Annotated in this window: 13 protein-coding genes; 9 read left to right on the forward strand and 4 right to left on the reverse strand. The window is 71.4% G+C overall.

The window, feature by feature from the left end:
* Window positions 1-39: 39 nt before the first annotated feature.
* Together LHJ74_RS13380 and lpdA are read right to left on the reverse strand one after the other, a co-directional pair.
* Window positions 40-996 carry a GNAT family N-acetyltransferase gene (locus LHJ74_RS13380; protein WP_260218193.1) on the reverse strand — a complete coding sequence of 319 codons (957 nt, stop codon included), beginning with the start codon at window positions 994-996 and terminating at the stop codon, window positions 40-42.
* A gap of 224 nt (window positions 997-1220) precedes the next feature.
* The gene (gene lpdA / locus LHJ74_RS13385; RefSeq protein WP_260218194.1) at window positions 1221-2639 is read right to left on the reverse strand and encodes a dihydrolipoyl dehydrogenase; all 1419 of its coding nucleotides are present in this window, start codon (window positions 2637-2639) and stop codon (window positions 1221-1223) included.
* A gap of 117 nt (window positions 2640-2756) precedes the next feature.
* Between lpdA and LHJ74_RS13390 the strand changes: the two genes are divergently transcribed.
* Complete coding sequence (locus tag LHJ74_RS13390) at window positions 2757-3632, forward strand: LysR family transcriptional regulator (RefSeq protein WP_260218195.1); 876 nt, start codon at window positions 2757-2759, stop codon at window positions 3630-3632.
* A gap of 19 nt (window positions 3633-3651) precedes the next feature.
* On the forward strand, window positions 3652-4197 hold the full coding sequence (locus LHJ74_RS13395) for an FHA domain-containing protein (protein WP_260218196.1): 546 nt from the start codon (window positions 3652-3654) through the stop codon (window positions 4195-4197).
* 24 nt (window positions 4198-4221) lie between these two features.
* Here the strand turns inward: LHJ74_RS13395 and treY are convergent, their stop codons facing one another.
* A complete protein-coding gene (gene treY, locus LHJ74_RS13400; RefSeq protein ID WP_260218197.1) occupies window positions 4222-6702 on the reverse strand; it encodes a malto-oligosyltrehalose synthase in 2481 nt (826 codons plus the stop codon).
* Between the two features lie 253 nt (window positions 6703-6955).
* On the opposite strand from treY, the gene LHJ74_RS13405 reads away from it, so the two are divergent.
* The 5 genes from LHJ74_RS13405 to LHJ74_RS13425 all read left to right on the forward strand — a co-directional run bounded on the left by LHJ74_RS13405 (window position 6956) and on the right by LHJ74_RS13425 (window position 16161).
* Window positions 6956-8236 (forward strand): SAV2148 family HEPN domain-containing protein, encoded by a 1281-nt coding sequence (locus LHJ74_RS13405; RefSeq protein ID WP_260218245.1) that lies wholly within the window; start codon window positions 6956-6958, stop codon window positions 8234-8236.
* 287 nt (window positions 8237-8523) lie between these two features.
* Window positions 8524-10062, forward strand: coding sequence for a bifunctional cytidylyltransferase/SDR family oxidoreductase (locus LHJ74_RS13410; protein WP_260218198.1), 1539 nt, complete (start codon window positions 8524-8526; stop codon window positions 10060-10062).
* Window positions 10059-12080 carry a hypothetical protein gene (locus tag LHJ74_RS13415; protein WP_375546737.1) on the forward strand — a complete coding sequence of 674 codons (2022 nt, stop codon included), beginning with the start codon at window positions 10059-10061 and terminating at the stop codon, window positions 12078-12080. The genes LHJ74_RS13410 and LHJ74_RS13415 overlap by 4 nt, the downstream gene beginning before the upstream one ends.
* Window positions 12081-12165: 85 nt before the next feature.
* Window positions 12166-14925 carry a CDP-glycerol glycerophosphotransferase family protein gene (locus tag LHJ74_RS13420; protein ID WP_260218199.1) on the forward strand — a complete coding sequence of 920 codons (2760 nt, stop codon included), beginning with the start codon at window positions 12166-12168 and terminating at the stop codon, window positions 14923-14925.
* A gap of 3 nt (window positions 14926-14928) precedes the next feature.
* Window positions 14929-16161 carry an acyltransferase family protein gene (locus LHJ74_RS13425; protein WP_260218200.1) on the forward strand — a complete coding sequence of 411 codons (1233 nt, stop codon included), beginning with the start codon at window positions 14929-14931 and terminating at the stop codon, window positions 16159-16161.
* Between the two features lie 135 nt (window positions 16162-16296).
* Here LHJ74_RS13425 and LHJ74_RS13430 read toward each other — a convergent pair whose 3' ends face one another.
* On the reverse strand, window positions 16297-18504 hold the full coding sequence (locus LHJ74_RS13430) for an MMPL family transporter (RefSeq protein ID WP_260218201.1): 2208 nt from the start codon (window positions 18502-18504) through the stop codon (window positions 16297-16299).
* Window positions 18505-18827: 323 nt separating this feature from the next.
* Here LHJ74_RS13430 and LHJ74_RS13435 point away from each other — a divergent pair, with 323 nt between their 5' ends.
* Window positions 18828-19355 (forward strand): DUF1697 domain-containing protein, encoded by a 528-nt coding sequence (locus LHJ74_RS13435; RefSeq protein ID WP_260218202.1) that lies wholly within the window; start codon window positions 18828-18830, stop codon window positions 19353-19355.
* Between the two features lie 100 nt (window positions 19356-19455).
* Complete coding sequence (locus LHJ74_RS13440) at window positions 19456-20442, forward strand: NAD-dependent epimerase/dehydratase family protein (RefSeq protein WP_260218203.1); 987 nt, start codon at window positions 19456-19458, stop codon at window positions 20440-20442.
* Window positions 20443-20482: the final 40 nt, after the last annotated feature.

Genomic DNA, 20482 nt, shown 5'->3' on the forward strand with positions numbered 1-20482 from the left:
GGTGGCCGTATACGCACACGATCGCTGAGGTGACCGGCGTCAGGCGGCCGGTGCCCCCGCCGGTGACGCCGCCGGGGTCATGCAGTAGCGGTGCTGGATGACCGGGTAGCCCGCCTTGGTGAAGTTCGCCGCCATCGGGGTGTTGCCCAGGTCCGTTGAGGCGGCGATGGTCTTCGCCCCCTCGGCGGCCAGGTGGTGGGTGCAGTCGGCCAGCAGGTCGTACGCGTAGCCGTGCCCGCGCTGTTCGGGCACGACGCCGATGAAGGCGGCGGCCGGTCCGCTGGGGACGAGGCCGGGCACGTGCAGGCCGACGACTTCGCCCTCCGGCGTGTAGGCGAGCCGCCACCATTCGCGCGGTGAGGACATCCACCGGAAGTGGTCCAGCTCCTCCTGTGCGGCCTGTTCGACGCCGCCCTCCGCCACCGCCTGCTGGGCGTGGCCGTCCAGCGAGCCCTGCTCGATCCGGCGCAGGACGTCGAGGATGACCGCGTCGTCCGGCTCGGGCCGGAAGTCGAGGCGGCCGGGCTGGGCGGGGAGTCCGCAGTCGGGTGTCCAGCTGTAGCGGAAGCGTTCTACGAGGAGCCGGAATCCTGCTGCCTCCGCTGCGCTGATGCGGGCGTCGGCGGCCGTTCGTATGGCGGGGTCCTCGCGCCAGGAGGGGGGCAGGATCAGCTCGTACTCCAGGCGCGGTGTCGCCTCGCGCAGGAGTTGGGCGGCTGCTTCATGCTCGCCGGGGGCGAAGTCGAACCAGTCCAGCAGGTGCGGCTCGGTGGCCCGGGGAGCCGCCCAGAAGGCGGCGCGGGCGACGACCTTGCCCTCGCGGAGGGCGGCCCAAGTCCACTCGGGGCGGTATTCGCCGCTGTCGGCGAGGCTTTCGTAGGAGCGCCCGAGGAGTGCGCGGCCGACCAGGCCGGGGTCGTCGAGGGAGTCATCGAGAGAGGTGAAGAGCTGCCGCGCTTCGTGCTGGACGAGCGGGCGGATGACCAGACTGGTCACGAGATTCCTTCCGGAAGGGTTTGGTGCGCTCCCGGCAGGTGAAAGTCAACGAAGTGATGACGCCCGGGAGATGGGGCGGGAGCGCGGTGCGGTGCTGCGGTACATCGGCTCTCGCCTCCTTCCTCGATCAAGGGCGTGGCTGAACGATAACCGCAGGTGCGGCGGGACGTCCACCCCGTTTCTGCCGCGCCGCGTGCAGCCGCGCCCCGACCGAACGGTGCGGCTCAGGACTGGTGCAGGCCGCGGCCCGCCAGGGTCAGGAACGCCTCGCCGACCGCCTCCGAGAGCGTGGGGTGGGCGTGGATGTGCTGGGCGACGTCGGCGGGGGCGGCGTCCCAGGCGACGATCAGCTGGCTCTCCGCGATCATCTCCGAGACATGCGGGCCGACGAGGTGGACGCCCAGCACGCGCCCCTGGGCACCCCGTTCCGCGATCACCTTCACCATGCCGCCCTTGCCGTGCACCATCCCCTTCGCGACGGCGGTCAGCGGCATCGTGTTGGCCGCCACCTCGTGCCCCCGCTCCCGTGCCTCCGCCTCGCTCAGCCCCACGGAGGCGGTCTGCGGGCTGGAGTAGGTGACCCGGGGTACGGCCGCGTAGTCGACGGGCCGCGACGGCCGGCCCGCCAGGGTCTCGGCCACCAGCAGGCCCTCCGCGAAGGAGGCGTGGGCCAGGCCGAGCGAGGGCGGCGGCAGCAGATCGCCGACCACGTGGATGCCCGCCACGGCCGTCTCCAGCCGGGACCAGTCGGCGGGTGCCACGAAGCCTTGCCCGTCCGTCGTCAGTCCGGCGGCGGCCAGCCCCAGCCCGCCGGTCACGGGCGCCCGGCCGACGGCGACGAGCAGCCGCTCCGTGTCCAGGGTGGCCGCCTCGCCGCGTGCGTTCCGTACGGTGGCCCGCAGCCCGCCCTCGTACGGCTGCGCGTCCAGCAGCCGCGCGCCCGTACGGACGTCGATGCCGCGCTTCTTGAGGCCGCGCGTCAGGTGGCGGCCGACGTCCGCGTCCTCCAGCGGGAGCAGCCGGTCCGCCGCCTCCACCAGGGTGACCTCGGCGCCCATGGAGCGGTGGAAGGAGGCGTACTCGACGCCGATCGCGCCGCCGCCCAGTACCAGCACGGAGCCGGGCAGTCCGGGGGCGAACAGCGCGTCGTCGCTGGTGACGATCCGGTGCCCGTCCGGCTCCAGGCCCGGCAGGGTGCGGGGGCGGGAGCCGGTGGCCAGCACCACGCCCCGGGCGGCGGTCCATCGGCCCGCTTCCGGGCCGGTCACCCGCACCGTACGGGGCCCGGTCAGTTCGGCCGTGCCGCGTACCACCCGTACGCCCGCGCGGGTGAGATGGCCTTCCACGCCGCGGTGGTTGCGGGTGACGATGTCGTCGCGGGTGGCGGTCAGCGCGTCCCAGTCGACGGTCTCCAGGGTGGCCTTCACGCCCCAGCGTTCGCGTGCCTCGGCGATGCCGTCGACGAGTTGGGCCGCGTGCAGCATGGCCTTGCTGGGGATGCAGCCCCGGTGCAGGCAGGTGCCGCCGACCAGGTCGCGTTCGAACAGCGTGACGGAGAGGCCGAGGGCGGCGGCGCGCAGGGCCGTGCTGTAGCCGCCCGTGCCGCCGCCGATGACGATCACATCTGTGGAGTTCTCGTTCATGGGGCAAGCATCAGCCGTGTCTTGGTGATGAGTCCAAGGCAATGTTTCCATGAGGCTCATGAACGTTCTTCATGGCGAGCTCGGTGCAGGGGTGGGGGAGTCGTGAGCCTGCGGCAGATGGAGTACCTCGTGGCCGTGCACGCCGCGGCGTCCTTCACCCGCGCCGCCGAGGAGCTGAACGTCACCCAGTCCGCGCTCTCCCATCAGATCAAGGCGCTGGAGCGGGAGGTGGGCGGCGCCCTGCTGGAGCGGCTGCCGCGCGGCGTGCAGCTCACGGCCATGGGCCGCGCCTTCCTCCCGGACGCCGAACTGGCCGTGCGCAGTGCCCGGCAGGCGAGGCGTGCCGCGCGTGCCGCGGCCGGGGCAACCGGCGGCGAGCTCCAGGTCGCGACGCTGCACGGGCTGGCGGTCGGTACGCTCCCCGGGGTCGTCGCGCGCATGCGCGAGGGCCATCCCGGCGTGCGGGTCGTGCTGCACGAGTACGTGGCGCAGGAGGAGCTGCTGGAGCGGATGGAGCGGGGCATCGCCGATGTGGCGTTCACCTACGAGCCGCCGCCCGGCTGGAGCGGTGTGGCGCAGCCGGTGGGGCGGGAGGAGCTGCTGCTCGTCGTCCCCGGCGACGATCCGCTGTGCGGGCGGGAGTCCGTACGCCTCGAACAGCTCGCCGACCGGGCCTGGGTGCGCTGCGCGAACGAACCGAGGGTCGAGGGCGAGCTGTTCCTCGACTGGGCCTGCGCCAGGCTGGGTTTCCTGCCCCGCACCGTGGTGGTCACCGGTCACACGACGACGGCCGCGCGGATGGCCGCCGCGGGTGCGGGCGTCGTGCCGGTGCCCTCGTGTATCGCCGGGCTGGTCGCGCCGCCCCGGCAGCTGCTGCGGATGGACCCGCCGTGGTGCCGCCCGCTGTCCGTGGTGAGCCGGGCCCAACCGATGGGCGCCGCCGCCGAGTTTGTCGATCTCCTGAGACAAGCACAGCCTGGACAGGGCCTGTGAGGGTTCTACGATTGTCCGCATGACGTCACTCGAGTTCAGAGCGTATCCGCCGCGGGTGTCGGACGCGGACAGGGAGCGCGCGCTCGAGGTGCTGCGGGAGAGTGCCGTGGAGGGCCGCATCTCGCAGGACACGTTTCTGCGTCGGATGGAAGTGATACTCCAGGTCCAGCGGTACGACGAGCTGGAGGCCGCGGTCCAGGACCTGCGCACCCGCAGACGCGGCACCCGATGGGTGTTCCGTACGGTCGGGGCGCTCTCGGCGTTCCCCGTGATGGTGCGCAGGGCGTGGCAGACGGAGCGGCTGCCCGAGCTGCTGCTGCCCGCGCCCGGTCCGTACGCGCTCTCGATCGGCCGGGCCCCCGGCTCCGTGCTGCGGCTCAACGACTTCACCGTCTCCCGGACGCACGCGCAGCTGCGGCACACCGACGAAGGCTGGACGCTGCGCGATCTCGGATCGAGCAACGGCACCTGGGTCAACGGGCGCCGGGTGACGGGGAAGACGCGGGTGTGGCCGGGGGATCAGGTGCGCTTCGGGCAGGTCGGCTACCGGCTTACGGCACCCTGATCGTCCCCCGGGTGCGCGCCGCGTTCACGCGCGCACCAGCAGCGCGACCGGGCTGCCGTCCAGCAGTTCGGCCACCCGGCAGCGGCCGCCCTCCAGAACCCGCTCCGTGAGCAGTTCCCGCCACCGCCCCTCGGGCAGCGGAAGTTCCGTGTCGTCCCAGCCGCCCCTGTCGCGCAGCCGCAGCGAGAGCCGGGTGACTGCGGTGACCACGCTGCCGGACCGTACGAACGCCACGCAGTGCTCGGCCGCCGCGCCCTCCGCCCGCAGCGGCGCGTACGAGGAGCCCTCCAGGAACCATTCGGGATGCGCACGCCGCAGCCGCAGGGCGGCCGCCGTCAGCCGCGGCTTGCCGCCGGGGGGAGGGGAGTCGGAGGCGCCGAGACCGAGTGTGCCGGGCGGGCGCCGGTTGTCCGGGTCGACGAGGGCGCGGTACGGGCGCTCCGTGCCCATGTAGAGGTCCGGGACGCCGGGCATCGTGAGGTGCAGCAGGGCCATGCCGAGGATGTTCGCCTCCGCCTGCGGTGCCACCTCCCGTGCCCACTGGGCGAGCGTCTCACCGGCCGGGCCGCAGGGGCCCGCCGTCACAAAGCGTTCGACGGCGGCCTCGTACGCCGCGTCGGGATCGGCCCAGCTGGTCCACAGCCCGGCCTCCCGTACGGACTTCAGCAGCGTGGCCATCAGGCGCTCGGGCGGGTCCGGGCAGCGGGGGGTGCCGTTCGCCGAAGCTGCCGACGATGGCTGGGGCTGGGGCTGGGGCTGGGGCTGCGGCGGCGGCTCTGGCTCCAGTTCCAGCTCCAGCCCCGGCTCCAGTCCGAGGGCCGTCTGCCAGGCCGTCCAGGCGAGGTGCGGGTCGGGCACCGCCCGGCCGCCCGGCACCCGCTCGGTCTGCCGGGTGGCCTTGTCCACCAGCGCGGCCCAGGACTGCGGACACTCGGACAGCAGTGCGAGCGTGGCCCGCACATCGGCGCTGCGTTTCGTGTCGTGGGTGGAGAGCACCGTCCCGGTCGTCGGCCAGTCCCGCTGGATGCGGGCGCAGTACGAGTGGAAGCCGTCCGGGGAGACCGCCGGCCGCCCGGGGTCGCCGCCGACCTCGGAGGCGGAGAGCAGCGGTACATAGCGGTAGCAGGCGGTGTCCTCCAGCGCCTTGGCGCGCAGCGCGCCGGACACCTGGGCGAACCGGGCGGCGAAGTCGCGCGCCTCGGGCCCGTCACCCACCCGGCCGAGCGCCAGGTCCCGTACGGCGTCCGCCGCCTCACCCTCCCCGGGGTCGTCGAAGGCGGTACGCGCGCCCTCCGCCGCCGCCTCCAGCATCGCGGCGTCACCCTCGCGGACGGGGCCGCCGAAGGAGACGTACGGGCGGTAGACGGGCAGCCGGACCAGCACCTCGCGCAGCGCCGTGCGCAAGGCCCAGGGGGCGTGGTCGCGCAGCCGCAGCCCGGCGGCGTCGCAGGCGCGGACGGCGGCGCGGGTCAGCCGCTCGGTCTCGGCGGCCAGCGTGGCCACCGCGGCCTTGCGGGCCGCGCGCCGTGCGGTGGCGGCCCAGTCGCCGCCGCGGTCCGCCGGTACGGCTGTGCTGTCGCGGTAGAGCGCGGCCAGTTCGGCGTGCCCGCGCGGGTCGGTGAAGAGGCCGTCGATCTGCCGCAGCGCGTCGTAGCCGGTGGTCCCGGCGACGGGCCAGCCCCCGGGGAGGGTCTCCCCGGGGGCGAGGATCTTCTCGACGACCGTCCATCGCCCCCCGGTCGCCTCGTGGAGGCGCCGCAGATAGGCGTCCGGGTCGGCGAGCCCGTCCGGGTGGTCGACCCGCAGCCCGTCGGCGACGCCCTCCCGCAGGAGCCGCAGCATCGTGCCGTGCGTCGCGGCGAAGACCTCGGGGTCCTCCACGCGGAGCCCGATCAGCTCGGAGATGGTGAAGAAGCGGCGGTAGTTCAGCTCCGTGCGGGCCAGCCGCCACCAGCTGAGCCGGTAGTGCTGGGCGTCCAGCAGTTCCGGCAGCGGCAGGTGGTCGGTTCCCTCCCGCAGCGGCAGCACGTGCTGCCCGTAGTGCAGCCGCCCGTCCCGCACTCGCAGGTTCGCGTGCTCCGTGCGCAGCGGTCCGGCCAGAACCGGCCACAGCACCCGCTCGCCGCCCGCCGCCCAGTCGATGTCGAACCAGCGCGCGTACGGCGAGCCGGGCCCGTCCCGCAGCAGCTGCCACAGCGGGGCGTTCAGCCGCAGGTCGGCTGGTGCCGCCATGTGGTTGGGCACCAGGTCCAGGATCAGGCCCAGCCCGTGGGCGCGGGCGGTGCCGGACAGTGCGCGCAGGCCCTCCTCGCCGCCCAGCTCGGCCCGGACGCGGGTGTGGTCCGTGACGTCGTAGCCGTGGGTGGAGCCGGGCACGGAGGTCAGCACCGGCGACAGGTGCAGGTGCGAGATACCGAGCCGGGCGAGTCGCGGGACGGCCGTGGCGGCGGCGGCGAAGGGGAACTCCGGCTGGAGCTGGAGGCGGTAGGTGGCGGTCGGCGTCATGGGTGCTGGGTTCCCGCTACGGGGGCGGCGTACGTGCCCGATTGCGGCGCGCCCCCCGTACGCGCCCCCGTTCACCCGTACGGATGAACGGAGGGCCACTGTGACGAATCCCCTCACCCCCCGTGAACTCTTCGGTCACAACGGGCATTACGATCCGGAGAATTGGCGAGGACTTGCTCATCGGGCTGCACCGCCCTCCCTGCGGCAGTAGTCTTCCTTGATCGAACAACGGGGTCCGGAAGGCGGTGCGCGGGTGGGCTCGGGAGGGCTTGAACTCCCTCCAGGCGAGGGCGGCTCAGGCGAGGGCGGTGAGGACACGGCGACCGAGGTGCGCTCCGGTTCCGTCTCCCTGGCCCGACCCATGGAGATCGGCGCGGATCTGAACTGGGGCGCGGATACCTGGTCGGAGGTGCGCACCAGGGCCCGTCGTGCCGGGCGGGCGTACATCTGGCTCAACCTGGTCGAGCAGCGGCTCCGTGCCGTCGTCGCGGCCGTCCTGCGGCCCATCTACGAGCCGGTGCACGGTGACGAGTGGGTGATCGCCGCGGCTGGGCCCGCCGGTCAGGAGTGGGTGCAGCGCGCCGTGGCCGTCCGGGAGGTGAGCCGGCGCAAGGGCTATCTGCTGGACCCGGCGGATGACACCATCCTCTCCTTTCTCACCCTGCCGCAGCTGCGTGAGCTGATGGTGCAGCACTGGCCGTGCTTCGAGCCGTACTTCGACTCCCGGCGCGAGGTCGAACTGGCGCTGGACGAGCTGGAGGTGGCCCGCAGCGCCGTCGCCCGCAACCGCGCGCTGTCCGAGACGGTGCTCGCCCAGGCCGAACGCATGTGCGCTCGGCTGCTGGAGCTGCTGAGCACCTCCGGCGGCGCCGGACCGGCTGATCCGGCTGATCCCGCGCGTCCGGCAGGCCGGCGGCTGCCGGTGGACGCGGTCGAGGAGCTGGTCGGCGACCGCTTCGGTGATGTCGTCGGAGTGCACACGGACCGGGTGCGGCTCCAGCGCCAGCTGCCCGCCGAGGATCTCTTCAGCGGGGCCAGGCGCCTGGACGGCATAGGCATCGGCCTCAATCTGCTGGTGCAGAACTACAGCGGCCGCCGGCTGGTGCGGCTGGCGGAGTCGGGCTGCCGCATACGGTTGCTCTTCCTCAACCCGGCGAGCACCGCCGTACGCCGCCGCGAGCGGGAGCTGGGCCTGAAGAAGGGCGAGCTGAGCCGCTCCGTGGAGATGAACATCCTGCACATGCGCCGGGTACGGGCCCGGTTGCACGACCCGGCCGCCTTCGAGGTGCGGGTCTTCGACGAGACGCCCCGCTTCACCGCATACGTCGTGGACGGCGACACCGCCGACGGACTCGCCGTCGTGCAGACGTATCTGCGCCGGGTGCGGGGCATGGAGGCGCCGGTGCTGGTGCTGCGCGGGGGGAGACGCGAGATCGTGCGGGGGAGCGGCGGGGTCGAGGAGGAGCACGGCCTGTTCGCGACCTACCGCGAGGAGTTCGAGTCGGTCTGGCAGGACGCACGCGCGGTCTCCTGACCCCGGGTACGGCCCACCGCACCGCACCCCCCACCGCACACGCACACCCCCCACCGCTCGGCGTGCCCGCCGTATGCCACTGTCGCTCTGCCCCCGTCGGCGTCCGCGCCCAAGGCGCCACCGACGCGCGTGAATCGGTCTATTCTCCCGGATAACCCCGGCGCGCACGTGACGTCCGTCACGCTTCGGCTCGCGACTACAACTGTTCACCTGTCTGGTTGGTCTTTGTGACGCGGGGTTCACCTTTGCCTTTGACCACAGCACGTCCGCGACAGCAGGAGCCACAAGTGACCACACACACGAGGGGGGGCGCAGCAACCGAAAAGGGCGCTGCGCGGACCACAGCGGTCGTCCTTGCCGGGGGTACGGGACAGCGAGTCGGGCTCTCCATACCCAAGCAGTTGCTGAAGATCGCGGGAAAGACGGTTATCGAGCACACCCTCGCGGTCTTCGACCAGGCCGAGGGCATCGACGACGTGATGGTGCTGATGACACCCGGGTACGTCGCCGACGTCGAGAAGATCGTCGCCAAGGCCGGTCTGACCAAGGTCACCCGCGTCATCGAGGGCGGTGCGTCCCGCAACGAGACGACGGAGCGGGCGATCGCCGCGCTGGGCGAGGACCTCGCGGAGGGGGAGGACTGCAACGTCCTCTTCCACGACGCCGTCCGCCCGTTCCTCTCCCAGCGGGTGATCCAGGACTGTGTCGACGCGCTTGGCCGCTACCAGGCGGTCGACGTCGCCATCCCCTCCGCCGACACCGTGATCGTCACCCGCACACACGGCGACGACGGCGAGTTCATCACCGAGGTTCCGGACCGCTCCCGGCTGCGCCGTGGCCAGACCCCGCAGGGGTTCACGCTCTCCACCATCCGGCGGGCCTACGAGATCGCGGGGGCCGACCCCAACTTCCAGGCCACCGACGACTGCTCGGTGGTGCTGAAGTATCTGCCCGAGGTGCCGATCCATGTGGTGCCGGGCGACGAGTACAACATGAAGGTCACCGAGCCCCTCGATGTCTTCCTCGCGGACAAGCTCTTCCAGCTCGCCTCCACCGCAGCACCCGCCCAGGCCGACGAGGGCGCCTACCGCAGGCTCCTGCAAGGCAGGACCCTCGTCGTCTTCGGCGGCTCCTACGGCATAGGCGCCGACATCGCGGACCTCGCCCGCGCCTCCGGCGCCCGCGTCTACGCGCTCGGCCGTTCCAGCACGGGCACCCACGTCGAGAACCCCGCGCACGTGGAGGAGGCCCTCGCCACCGCCTACGCCGAGTCCGGCCGCATCGACTACGTGGTCAACACCGCCGGGGTCCTGCGCATCGGCAAGCTCGCCGAGACCGACAACAGCACCCTGGAGGAGGCCCTCCGGGTCAACTACCTCGCGCCGGTCCAGATCGCCCGCGCGTCACACAAGTACCTGGCCGAGTCCGGCGGGCAGCTGCTCCTCTACACCTCCAGCAGCTACACGCGCGGCCGCGCCGAATACAGCCTCTACTCCTCCACGAAGGCCGCCATGGTCAACCTCACCCAGGCGCTCGCCGACGAGTGGGCCGCCGACCGTATCCGGGTGAACTGCGTCAACCCGGAACGTACCGCCACCCCCATGCGTACCAAGGCGTTCGGCAAGGAGCCGGAGGGCTCGCTGCTCTCCTCCCAGGCCGTGGCCCGTACCTCGCTCGACGTCCTGCTCTCCGATATGACCGGACATGTGATCGACGTGCGGCAACAGGATCCGATGCGCGGCACCGCCGCCGCCTCGGCCTTCGACCAGGCTCTGGCCACCGTCCTCGACCGCAGCGGCGACAGCGAGAGCGCGGGTTCACTGTGACACCTACCGTCCTGCGCTTCTTCCGGGTCAAGTCGGTCCCGGACCTCATAGTCGCCCTGGTGATGCTGCTCAGCTTCCCGCTGATGGGAGCGGCGGCACTGGCCCCGCACTTCGCCCTCTTCACCGTCCTGTGCGCGGTCAGCTACCTCTCCGACCACTACCTGCACCGCCGGGGCAGCCCACTGCTCGGCCAGCTGGGCAAGCTGCGCGCCGGGCTCTCCATGCGCTTCCTGGTACGCCAGCTGATCCTCGTCCTGCTGCTCTCCCGGATGGATCTGGCCGAGGACCCGATCGCCTACACCGCGATCGCCTGCTTCCTCCTCTTCTACGGACTCCAGGCCCCCCACACCGCGCTGACCACGCTGCTGCGCACCCGCCGCAGGATGCCGGTCATCACCCGCAACATCGACCTGAGCGCCCTGCGCATCGCCGACGCGCCCCGCAAGGTGCTCACCCGGCGGGCCGCCGAGAAGATGCAGCACCTGGACATCCCGGCGGTCGCCGGTGTGCTCGCCGCTGCGGAGACCGGCGAGTCCGACTACGCCTACGCGGGCATGGCCGTCTCCCTCGGCCTGGCGCTGCTCTACCTCGCCGCGCAGGCATGGTGCCTGCGCAAGGGCAGACTGGCGCCGGACACCGACACCGCGCTCGAGTGGTTCGACAACTGGCTGCGCGGCTACGGCCCGACCACCGTCCTCTACTTCTCCGGCTCCGCCGCGTCGACCTACCAGGTCAACATGTGGCTGGAGACGATGGAGAAGCTGGAGGGCAGGCCGCTGGTGATCGTGCGGGAGCGGCACACGCTCAACGACCTCGGCTCGACCGCCGTGCCGGTGGCCTGCGTGCCGTCCGCCGTTCACCTGATGAACATGGACCTGACGATGGTGCGGGTCGCGCTCTACCCCGCCAACGTCGGGAAGAACATCCACATGCTGCGGGTGCCGACGATGAAGCACGTCTTCATCGGACACGGCGACAGCGACAAGATCGCCAGCGTCAACCCGTACAGCAAGGTCTACGACGAGGTGTGGTCGGCGGGCAAGGCGGGCCGAGACCGCTACGAACTGGCCGGAGTGGGCGTACGCGACGACTCCATCGTGGAGGTCGGCCGCCCGCAGCTCGCCCCCATCCGCGGGGCCCGCCACCGCGCCCCGGAGGTCATCCCGACGGTCCTCTACGCGCCGACGTGGGAGGGCTGGACCGACGACCCGGGCAACACCTCGATCCTGCTCGCCGGTGAGAACATCGTCCGGCGCCTCGTCGAGGCGCCGAGGCCGGTACGGGTCCTCTACAAGCCGCACCCCTTCACCGGCACCCGCGCCCCCGAGGCCGGCGCCGCACACCGGCGGATCGTCGCCCTGCTGGAGGAGGCCGCCGGGAAGCGTGCCGCCGACCCGCGCTGGAGCGCCGAGCAGGCCCGCTGCGAGGCCGGCCACGCGCAGGCACGCGCGCAACTCGCGGACGCCGAAGCCCGGCTGGCGGCGCTCACCGCCAGGATCGGCCGGGCCGCCGACGAGGCGCAGACCGCGCGCGACGCGCTCGCCGATCCGGCCCGCGAGGCGGAGATCAAGAGCGTGCGGCAGGAGTGGAACGACGCCTTCTGGCGGTCCTTCGGCTGGTGGGAGCACCGGGTGATCACCGGTTCCCGCCCGGCGCTCTACGACTGCTTCAACGAATCGGACGGCATGGTCTCGGACATCTCCAGCGTGGTGTCCGACTTCATCGCCAGCGGCAAGCCCTACGCGGTCACCGACTCCGCCGGGCTCGGCGTCGTCGAGTTCCGGCGGCAGAACACGGCGGTGCGCGCGGCCGTCATCCTCTCCAACGAGGCGGGGGAGATCGGTGTGCTGACCGATGCGATCGCCGACCCGTCGGCGGACCCGCTGGCCGGGCACCGCGCGCAGCTGAAGTCCTATCTGCTGGGCCCCGAGGAGCCGTCGTCCATCGAGCAGTTCAACCGTGCGATCCGGGAGCTGAGCGCCAAGGCCGAGGTCCGCAATCTGGAGCGGGTCGTGTAAGCGGTCCGGAAGGGCGTGTCAGCAGCCCCGCAAGACGGCATCCGAATCCCCCCACCGCACATCGCAGCACAGAAAGGTCACGGACGTGACGTCTCGCCCCGAAGACATCCTTCCTCCGCCGCTCCGACGGCTTTTGAGGTTCTTCCCCGAAGGCACCCCCGAGGAGCGCGCCGAGCTGCTGGCCGGGGCGAAGGAGCTGCGTGCCAAGCACAGCGCCAAGGCCCTGGGAAAGCTGCCCCCGGTCGAGCGGGTCAAGTGGTATCTGGCCGCCGAGGAGCGCACCGAGGACCTCACCACCGTGCTCCGCTTCGAGCGGCAGAACTCCGCGACCTTCCACGTCACCGGCGTACGGCATGCCCGGCTGGAGATCCCCGGCCTGGACACCGGCTCGCTGCCGGACGAGGTGGCGCTGCTCTCCCGGCGGGAGCTGCCCGTCGTCAGCAGGGTCACCGACCTCCAGTGGAGTGAGGACGGCGCGCTGACCGTGCGCGGCTACGCGTACCTGACGAACGTCCCGGTCGCCAGCAAGCGGCGCACCCCGCGGCTCGCCGTCCTGCGGCGCGAGGGGTCGCGCCGTGCCGTCCCGCTGCGGATGAAGTCGTTCCGGGATTCGCGGGCGACGAGGGACTCCAAGCAGGGCCTGCACAGCTACGACTGGTCGGGTTTCGAGTTCACCGTCAGCCCCCGTCAGTTCAAGACGGGCGGGAAGTGGGCGACCGGCAAGTGGGAGGTGGGCACCACCACCTCCGGCCCCGGCGGGATCTACGCCGGCCGGATCGAGAAGACGCAGGTCGGCGCGGCCGGGCACGGACTCGTCCGTACGGTCGAGGACGGCGTACGACTGGTGGCGGGCTTCACCGAGGGGCGCCTGGAGTTCTCCGTCGACCTGGTGCCGGCCGAGGTCGCGAGCTGGCGGGTCGTCAAGGACTCCATCGAACTCGACATCAGGACGCCCGCCCGCGCCGGCGGCGTACGGCCCGCGTGGCTGCGTATGGAGACCGTCGGCGGCGGTGACAAGCACACCTACCCGGTGGAGCAGCGTGACGGGCGCCACTACGCCCGCGTGCCCTGCGCCAGCCTCTCCGTGGCGAAGTCCGAGACGGAGAAGACCACCGACTTCCGGCCGGTGATCCTGCTCTCCGACGGCACCGAGCGCCGTGCCACCGTCGCCGACAGCCTGCTCACCGGCACCCACCCGATGCCCGGCGGCCGGGAGATCGCGATCGCCACTGACGCGCGCGGACTCCTCAAGCTGCACGACAGGATGCGCCAGGGCGTCGTGGACCGGATGGAGTGGAGTGACGGCACCCTCGTGCTGGAGGGGGCCTATTCCGGCACCGCGGCGGGCAAGCGCCTGGTGCTGCGGCACGGCGAGAGCTCCGAGGAGAAGTTCCTGCCCGTGAAGATCTCCGGCGGACGCTTCACCGCCCGCATCCGGCCGGAGGAGATGGACCTCTACGGTATGAAGCTGCCGCTGCGGCAGGGCCGTTGGTATCTGTCGCTCCGCGGCGAGGACGCGACGCGCGAGAAGGAGTCGGCCCTGGTCAAGCTCCGGGCCGACCTGCTGGGCACGCTGCCGCTGAAGCATCCCGGCTCGCGCCGGATGTACAGCGTGGAGCGGCGCTTCTTCGACCGGATCTTCCTGGAGTCAGGCCCGGTGCTCGGCGACGACGAGCGCGGCTCCTACCGGCAGCGCAGGCTCAAGAACGTCCACGCCCCGCAGCAGCGCGAACTGCCGCTCAAGGACCAGGTCATCTACAACAGCTACCACGGGCGGCAGTTCTCGGACTCGCCGAAGGCGATCTACGAGGAGCTGGTACGGCGGGGTACGGACGTGGAGCACGTCTGGGCGGTCGGGGACCAGCGGGTCGAGGTGCCCGAGGGTGTCCGCGTCGTCGAGTGGCACAGCGCCGAGTGGTACGCGGAGATGTCCCGCAGCCGGTATGTGGTCACCAACGTCATGCTGAACAGCTTCTTCAAACGCCGGGAGGGCCAGCGGGTCGTGCAGACCTGGCACGGTACGCCGCTGAAGAAGATGGGCGCCCACATCCGCGGCACCACCAAGGCCAACCCCGCCTATATCGAGACGCTGCCCGGCCGCTCCAACGAGTGGGAGGTGATGGTCACCCCCAACGCGTTCACCACCCCGATCATGCGCGAGGCGTTCGGATTCGAGAACGAGATACTCGAATGCGGCTACCCCCGCAATGACATCTTCTACCGCGGGGACCGGCGGAAGATCGCCGCCGAGGTGCGGGAGCGGCTCGGAATTCCGGCGGGGAAGAAAGTCCTGCTGTACGTGCCCACCTGGCGGGACGACGTACGGATCGGGACCGGAAAGAAGTTCAAACTGGACTTCCGCGTCGACCTCGCCGCAGCCCAGCGGGAACTCGGCGACGACTATGTCTTCCTTTTCCGGAAGCATCCGAAAATCGTCGACAACATCAGCGGCGCCGGCAACGGGTTCGTCTGGGATGTTTCCGACTACCCCGAGATCGAGCACCTCTACCTGATTGCCGACGTGCTGATCACGGACTATTCTTCCGCGATGTTCGACTATGCGCACTCGGGTCGCCCGATGCTCTTCTTCACCTATGACCTGGAGCACTACCGCGATAATCTGCGCGGGTTCTACTTCGACTTCATCGGCCAGGCGCCCGGCCCGCTGCTGAAGACGTCGGAGGAGCTCGTCGGGTCCATCCGCGATATCGACAAGGTGGCCGTGGAGTACCGGGAGAAGTACGCGGAGTTCGTCCAGGACTTCTGCCAGCCGGCCGACGGCCTGGCCTCCTCCCGGGTCGTCGACTGGATGCTGGGGCCGCACGGGGCGGAAGGCAGCCGCTGAGCCATGCCGCCGACCCCATCAGCCGAATCCCGGTCACCCCTGCCGCCCGAGCGGCGGCAGCCGGCCGACGAGAGCAGCGACGGCGGCCCGGACCAGGCGGCGAACGAGCCGTCCGGGCCGCCGCGCGGCCGCTGGCGACGCCGGAAGGCCGCGGCCCGGACGGAGGAGGCCGGGCGCGACGCCTTTTTCGACAACGCGAAGTACCTGGCGATCGTGCTGGTCGCCTGCGCGCACGCCTGGGAGCCGCTGCGGGCGGACAGCCGCGCGGCGATGGCCCTCTACATGTTCGTCTACACCTTCCACATGCCGGCGTTCATCGTCATCTCCGGCTACTTCTCCCGCGGATTCGACCTCAGCCCGCGCCGCCTCCGACGGCTGGTGACCGGCGTGCTCGTGCCCTACCTGGTCTTCGAGGTGGCCTACGCCTACTTCCGCCGATGGTCGGCCGACGAGCCCGACTATCCCGTCAACGTGGTCAACCCGCAGTTCCTGAACTGGTTCCTCATCGCCCTGTTCATCTGGCGGCTGACCACCCCGCTGTGGCAGGCCGTGCGCTGGCCGCTGCCGATCGCGGTGGGCGTCGGGCTGATGAGTTCGGTGACTCCCGGTATCGGCGGCAATCTCGACCTCCAGCGAGTGCTCCAGTTCCTCCCCTTCTTCGTCCTCGGACTGGTGCTGCGGCCCGAGCACTTCGCGTGGGTGCGGCGGCGCAAGGTGCGGCTGCTGGCCCTGCCCGTCGCCGCGGCGGCGCTCGGGTGCGCCTACTGGGCCGCGACCAGGCTCAAGTACCAGTGGTTCTTCCACCGGGAGAGCGGCCAGGAGCTGGGAGTGGACGCCTGGGTCGGCGGCTCCATGTATCTGGCGCTGGTCGGCTGCTCGCTGCTGATGTCGGTCTGCTTCCTGGCCTGGGTCCCGGGCCGCCGGATGTGGTTCACCGCGCTCGGCGCGGGGACGCTGTACGGCTATCTGCTGCACGGTTTCCTGGTCAAGGGCTCGGTCGAGTGGGACTGGTACGGCCCCGAGTGGGTGGAGACGCCCGCCGGGATGGTCGCCGTCACCCTTCTGGCGGCCGTGGTGATCACCCTGCTGTGCACGGCGCCGGTCCGCGCGGTGTTCCGGTTCGTGATGGAGCCGAAGATGGAGTGGCTCTTCCGGCCCGACCCGGTGGCGCAGGCACGGCACCGGGTCCGTACCGAGGGCGAGAAGACTCCTCGGGGGACTGGTGCGGGCGACTGACGCGGGCGACTGACGCGGGCGACTGACGCGGGCGACCGACGCGGGCTTGCCGACAGAGAAGGGCCGGACCCCCCTCCGCGGGGCCCGGCCCTTCCGTCCGTCAGCGGTACGGGCTGACGACCTCCTCCGAGATCGTCACACCCGCACGGCCGGTTCCGCGGCTCCCTCTCCGGCGGCACCTGGCGGCAGCTGCTCCGCCGCCTGCGGTGCCGGCGGCGCCTCGTCGTGCGTCATGTCCGGCAGCCACCGCAGCCAGCGGGGCAGGTACCAGTTGCGGTCGTCCAGCAGCGCCATCACGGCCGGGAGCAGCACGCCCCGGATGATCGTCGCGTCGATCAGCACCGCGGCGGCGAGACCGACACCCATCTGCTTCATGCTCTGCATGGAGAGCGTCCCGAAGATCGCGAAGACGGCCACCATGATGACCGCGGCGCTCGTGACGACGCCCGCCGTGGTGATGATGCCGTGCCGGATCGCGTCCGCGGTGGTGCGGCCCGCGACCCGTGCCTCACGGATCCGGGAGACCACGAAGACGTGGTAGTCCATGCTCAGCCCGAAGAGGATCACGAAGAGGAACAGCGGCAGCCAGGAGATGATCGCGCCGATGCCCTCGGCGCCGACCAGCCCGGCGCCCCAGCCGTGCTGGAAGATCATGGTGAGGATTCCGTACGCGGCGCCCACCGACAGCAGGTTGAGCACGATCGAGGTGATCGCGATGGTCAGCGAGCGGAACGACAGCAGCATCAGCACGAAGGCGAACAGGACGACGAAGACGAAGACCGGCGCCACCGCCCCCACCAGCTGGTCGTTGAAGTCCTTGGACCCGGCGACCGAGCCGCCGACCGGAGCCTCCACCCCGTCGACCTTGCCCAGCGTGCCGGGCCGTACCTCCTCCCGCAGCACCCGCAGGCTCTCCTCGGCCTTCTCCTGGTCCGACCCGCCGACCAGCGGGACGTCGATGACCGCGACGTTCTCCTTGTCATGTGTCACCACGTCCACCGGTCCCTCGGAGGCGCCCTCGCTCACCGCCTTCGCACGGAAGTCGGAGATCGCGGTGCGGACGTCCCCCGCGTTGATGTCGTCCGCCTTCACCACCACCCGGGCCGGATCGGAGCCGCCGGGGAACGCTTCGTTGACCCGCTCGTAGGTGCCGACGATCGGCACCGAGTCGCCGAACTCCTGGTCCAGCGTGAGGTTCGCGGTGTTCATCCCGACCGCGGGCACCGCGATCGCCGCGAGCACGCCGCCGGCCAGGGCGATGGACAGCTTCGGCCGCCGCAGCACCCTGCCGAGCACCGCGCGCCACACCCGGCTCTCGCCGTTCGCGTTCGTACGACCGCGCTTGAGACGTCCCAGGAACGGCACGCGCCCCTTCTCCACCCGCTCGCCCAGCAGCGACAGCAGCGCCGGCAGCACGGTCACCGAGCCCACCATCGCCACCGCGACCACCATCAGCGACGCGATGCCCATCGCCTCGAACTCGGAGAGTCCGGTGAAGAGCATTCCGCACATCGCCACGATCACCGTCACACCGGAGATCAGTACCGCCCGGCCCGAGGTCGCCGCGGCGATCTCCAGCGCGGTCCGCGAGTCGTGGCCCTTCGCCCGCTCCTCGCGCTCCCGGCGCAGATAGAAGAGGCAGTAGTCCACCCCGACCGCCAGACCCACCAGCAGCATCACGGAGTCGGCGACGTCACTCATCGGCTGGGCGTGACTGACCACCGCCATCAGGCCCATGGTGGCGATGATCGCGGTGAGGGCAAGCAGCACCGGCAGCAGCGCGGCGACCAGCGCGCCGAAGGCGATCAGCAGAATGCCGAAGGCGATCGGCACCGCCGAGATCTCCGCCTGCTTGAAGTCGTCCCCGAAGGCGTCGTCGAACGTCTTGTCCATGCTCGCGCCGCCGATCTGTTCGATCCGCAGCGTGTTCTCGTGCTTGTCCTGCACCTGAGCGACCGCGTCCAGCAGCGTCTGGACGCGGTCGGTGCCGGTCTCCGGGTCGCCGCTGATGTCGAACTGGACCAGCGCGCTGCGTCCGTCGTCCGAGATGGTGTCGGTGTCGTACGGCGAGGTCACGTCGGCGGCCTCGCCGGTGCCCCGTACCGCCTTGATCACGTCGTCGACGGCACCCCTGAAGTCCGCCGCCTCCGCGTCCAAGCCGCCCTGCTTCGCCTGGATCAGCACCGACTCGCTGTCGGGCTCCTCCAGACCGGCCTCTTCGATGATCCGCTGCGACTGTCCGGTCTCGGTGCCGGGCAGTTCTTCGCTGTCCTTGACGTCCTGGCGTCCGGTCGCAGAGCCGATGCCCATCGCGAGCACGACGAACAGCACCCAGATCCCCACGGCCGCCCATCTGTGCCGGACGCTCCAGGCCCCGGCTCTCGCTGCTATTCCGCGCTTCCCGACCACGGCGGTGCCCCCTCGTACCGGGTGGCCGCGCTGCTGCCGCCACCTCCCGTACGAAACTAGGCTGACGCGGAGGGTGAACCCATCCTGCTGCCAGGTGAGGTGAGGGGGTGCCCAGTCCCCCCTGAGACCTGGGGCTTGCCCTACCTCCCAGCAGAGATGCCCCTTACACCTAGGTGTGCTGCGCCGGCGCTTGACCCGCGTAATCATCTGCGCACCGGGCACTGCCTGTGTCAGACCCACCGCATAGAGTGCGATGCATGACGACATACGCGGCACTCCTGCGCGGGATCAACGTGGGCGGGCACAGGAAGATCCCGATGGCCGACCTGAGGGAGCTGATGAAGGCCCTGGGATGGACGGACGTCCGGACGTATCTGCAGAGCGGCAACGCCGTCTTCACCACCTCACATCCGGAGCCGGGCCCCTTGCTGGAGCGGGCGATCGCGGAGCGGTTCGGGTTCGAGGTCCGCTGCCTGGTCCGTACGTCGGCCGAGTTGCGCGCCGTCGCCGAGGCATGCCCCTACCCGGCCGCCGAGCTGGATCCGGCGAAGCTGCTCGTCCTCTTCCTCGAAGAGGCCCCGGAGCCGGACCACTTCGCCGCAGTCGATCCGGCGTCCGTCGCGCCGGACACCTTCCGTCACATCGGCCGTGCCGTCTACTGCTACTTTCCCGACGGCATGGGGCGCAGCAAGCTCCCCGACGCCCTCCTCACCGTCCCACCGAGGCTGACGGCCACGGGGCGCAACTGGCGCACGGTCACCAAGCTGATAGAGCTGACGGTCTGATCCACTCCGCCGCGCGCGGGCGAGGCCGTACGCCGAGAGCGATTCTGCTGTCAGCATGCAGCCCTTCCCGCGCGCGCCCGCCGGGGTCCAGAGTCACCGCATGAAGCTTCTCGTACTGGGTGGAACGGAATTCGTCGGCCGCGCGATGGCCGAAGAGGCGCTGGCGGAGGGCTGGGAGGTCACGGTCTTCAACCGGGGCAACCATCCCGCCCCCGCCGGCGCCCTCGCACTGAAGGGAGACCGCACGGCGCAGGGCGGGCTGGACGCACTGCGGGAGGGGGAGTGGGACGCCGTCGTCGACACCTGGTCCGGTGCTCCGCGGGCCGTGCGCGACGTGGCGCGGCTGCTGGCGGACCGGGCCGGGCGGTACGCCTACGTCTCCAGCTGCTCGGTGTACCCCTTCCCCGCACCACGGGGCAACGACGAGCACGGCGCCGTGGTGGAGGGCTCGCCCGACGAAGGGCAGCGTGACTACGCGCGGGACAAGCGCGGCGCCGAACTCGCGGCCGTCGGCGCCTTCGGCGCCCCGCGCACGCTGCTGCTGCGCGCCGGGCTGATCCTCGGCCCCTACGAGAACATCGGACGGCTGCCCTGGTGGCTCGGGCGGATCGCCAAGGGCGGCGATGTGCTGGCGCCCGGCCCTCAGGCGCTGGAGCTGCAGTACATCGACGCCCGTGACCTCGCCCGCTGGACTCTGCACGCCCTCCGCACACAGCTGCACGGCCCGTACAACCTGGTGAGCGCCCCCGGCCACACCACGATGGGCGAGCTGCTGGATACCTGCCTCGCGGTGACCGGATCGGACGCCCGGCTGCACTGGACGGATCCGAAGGTCGTCACCGACGCGGGCATCGAACCCTGGACCGGCCTGCCCATCTGGCTGCCCCCGGGCGAGATGCACGAGGCGATCCACCAGTCGGACACCTCCAAGGCCCTCGCCGCCGGGCTGCGCTGCCGCCCCGTCGCCGAGACCGTCCAGGACACCTGGGAGTGGCTGTGCGGCATCGGCGGCGTCGCTCCGCAGCGCCCGGACCGCCCGGTGGTCGGCCTGGACGCCGAGGCGGAGGCGGCGGTACTGAACCGCTGACCGCCCGCCCCGGCTTCGCCGGCTCAGGCGGACACCAAGC

It is taken from the genome of Streptomyces gossypii (assembly GCF_025165795.1).
GTDB classification, from domain to species: Bacteria; Actinomycetota; Actinomycetes; order Streptomycetales; family Streptomycetaceae; genus Streptomyces; species Streptomyces gossypii.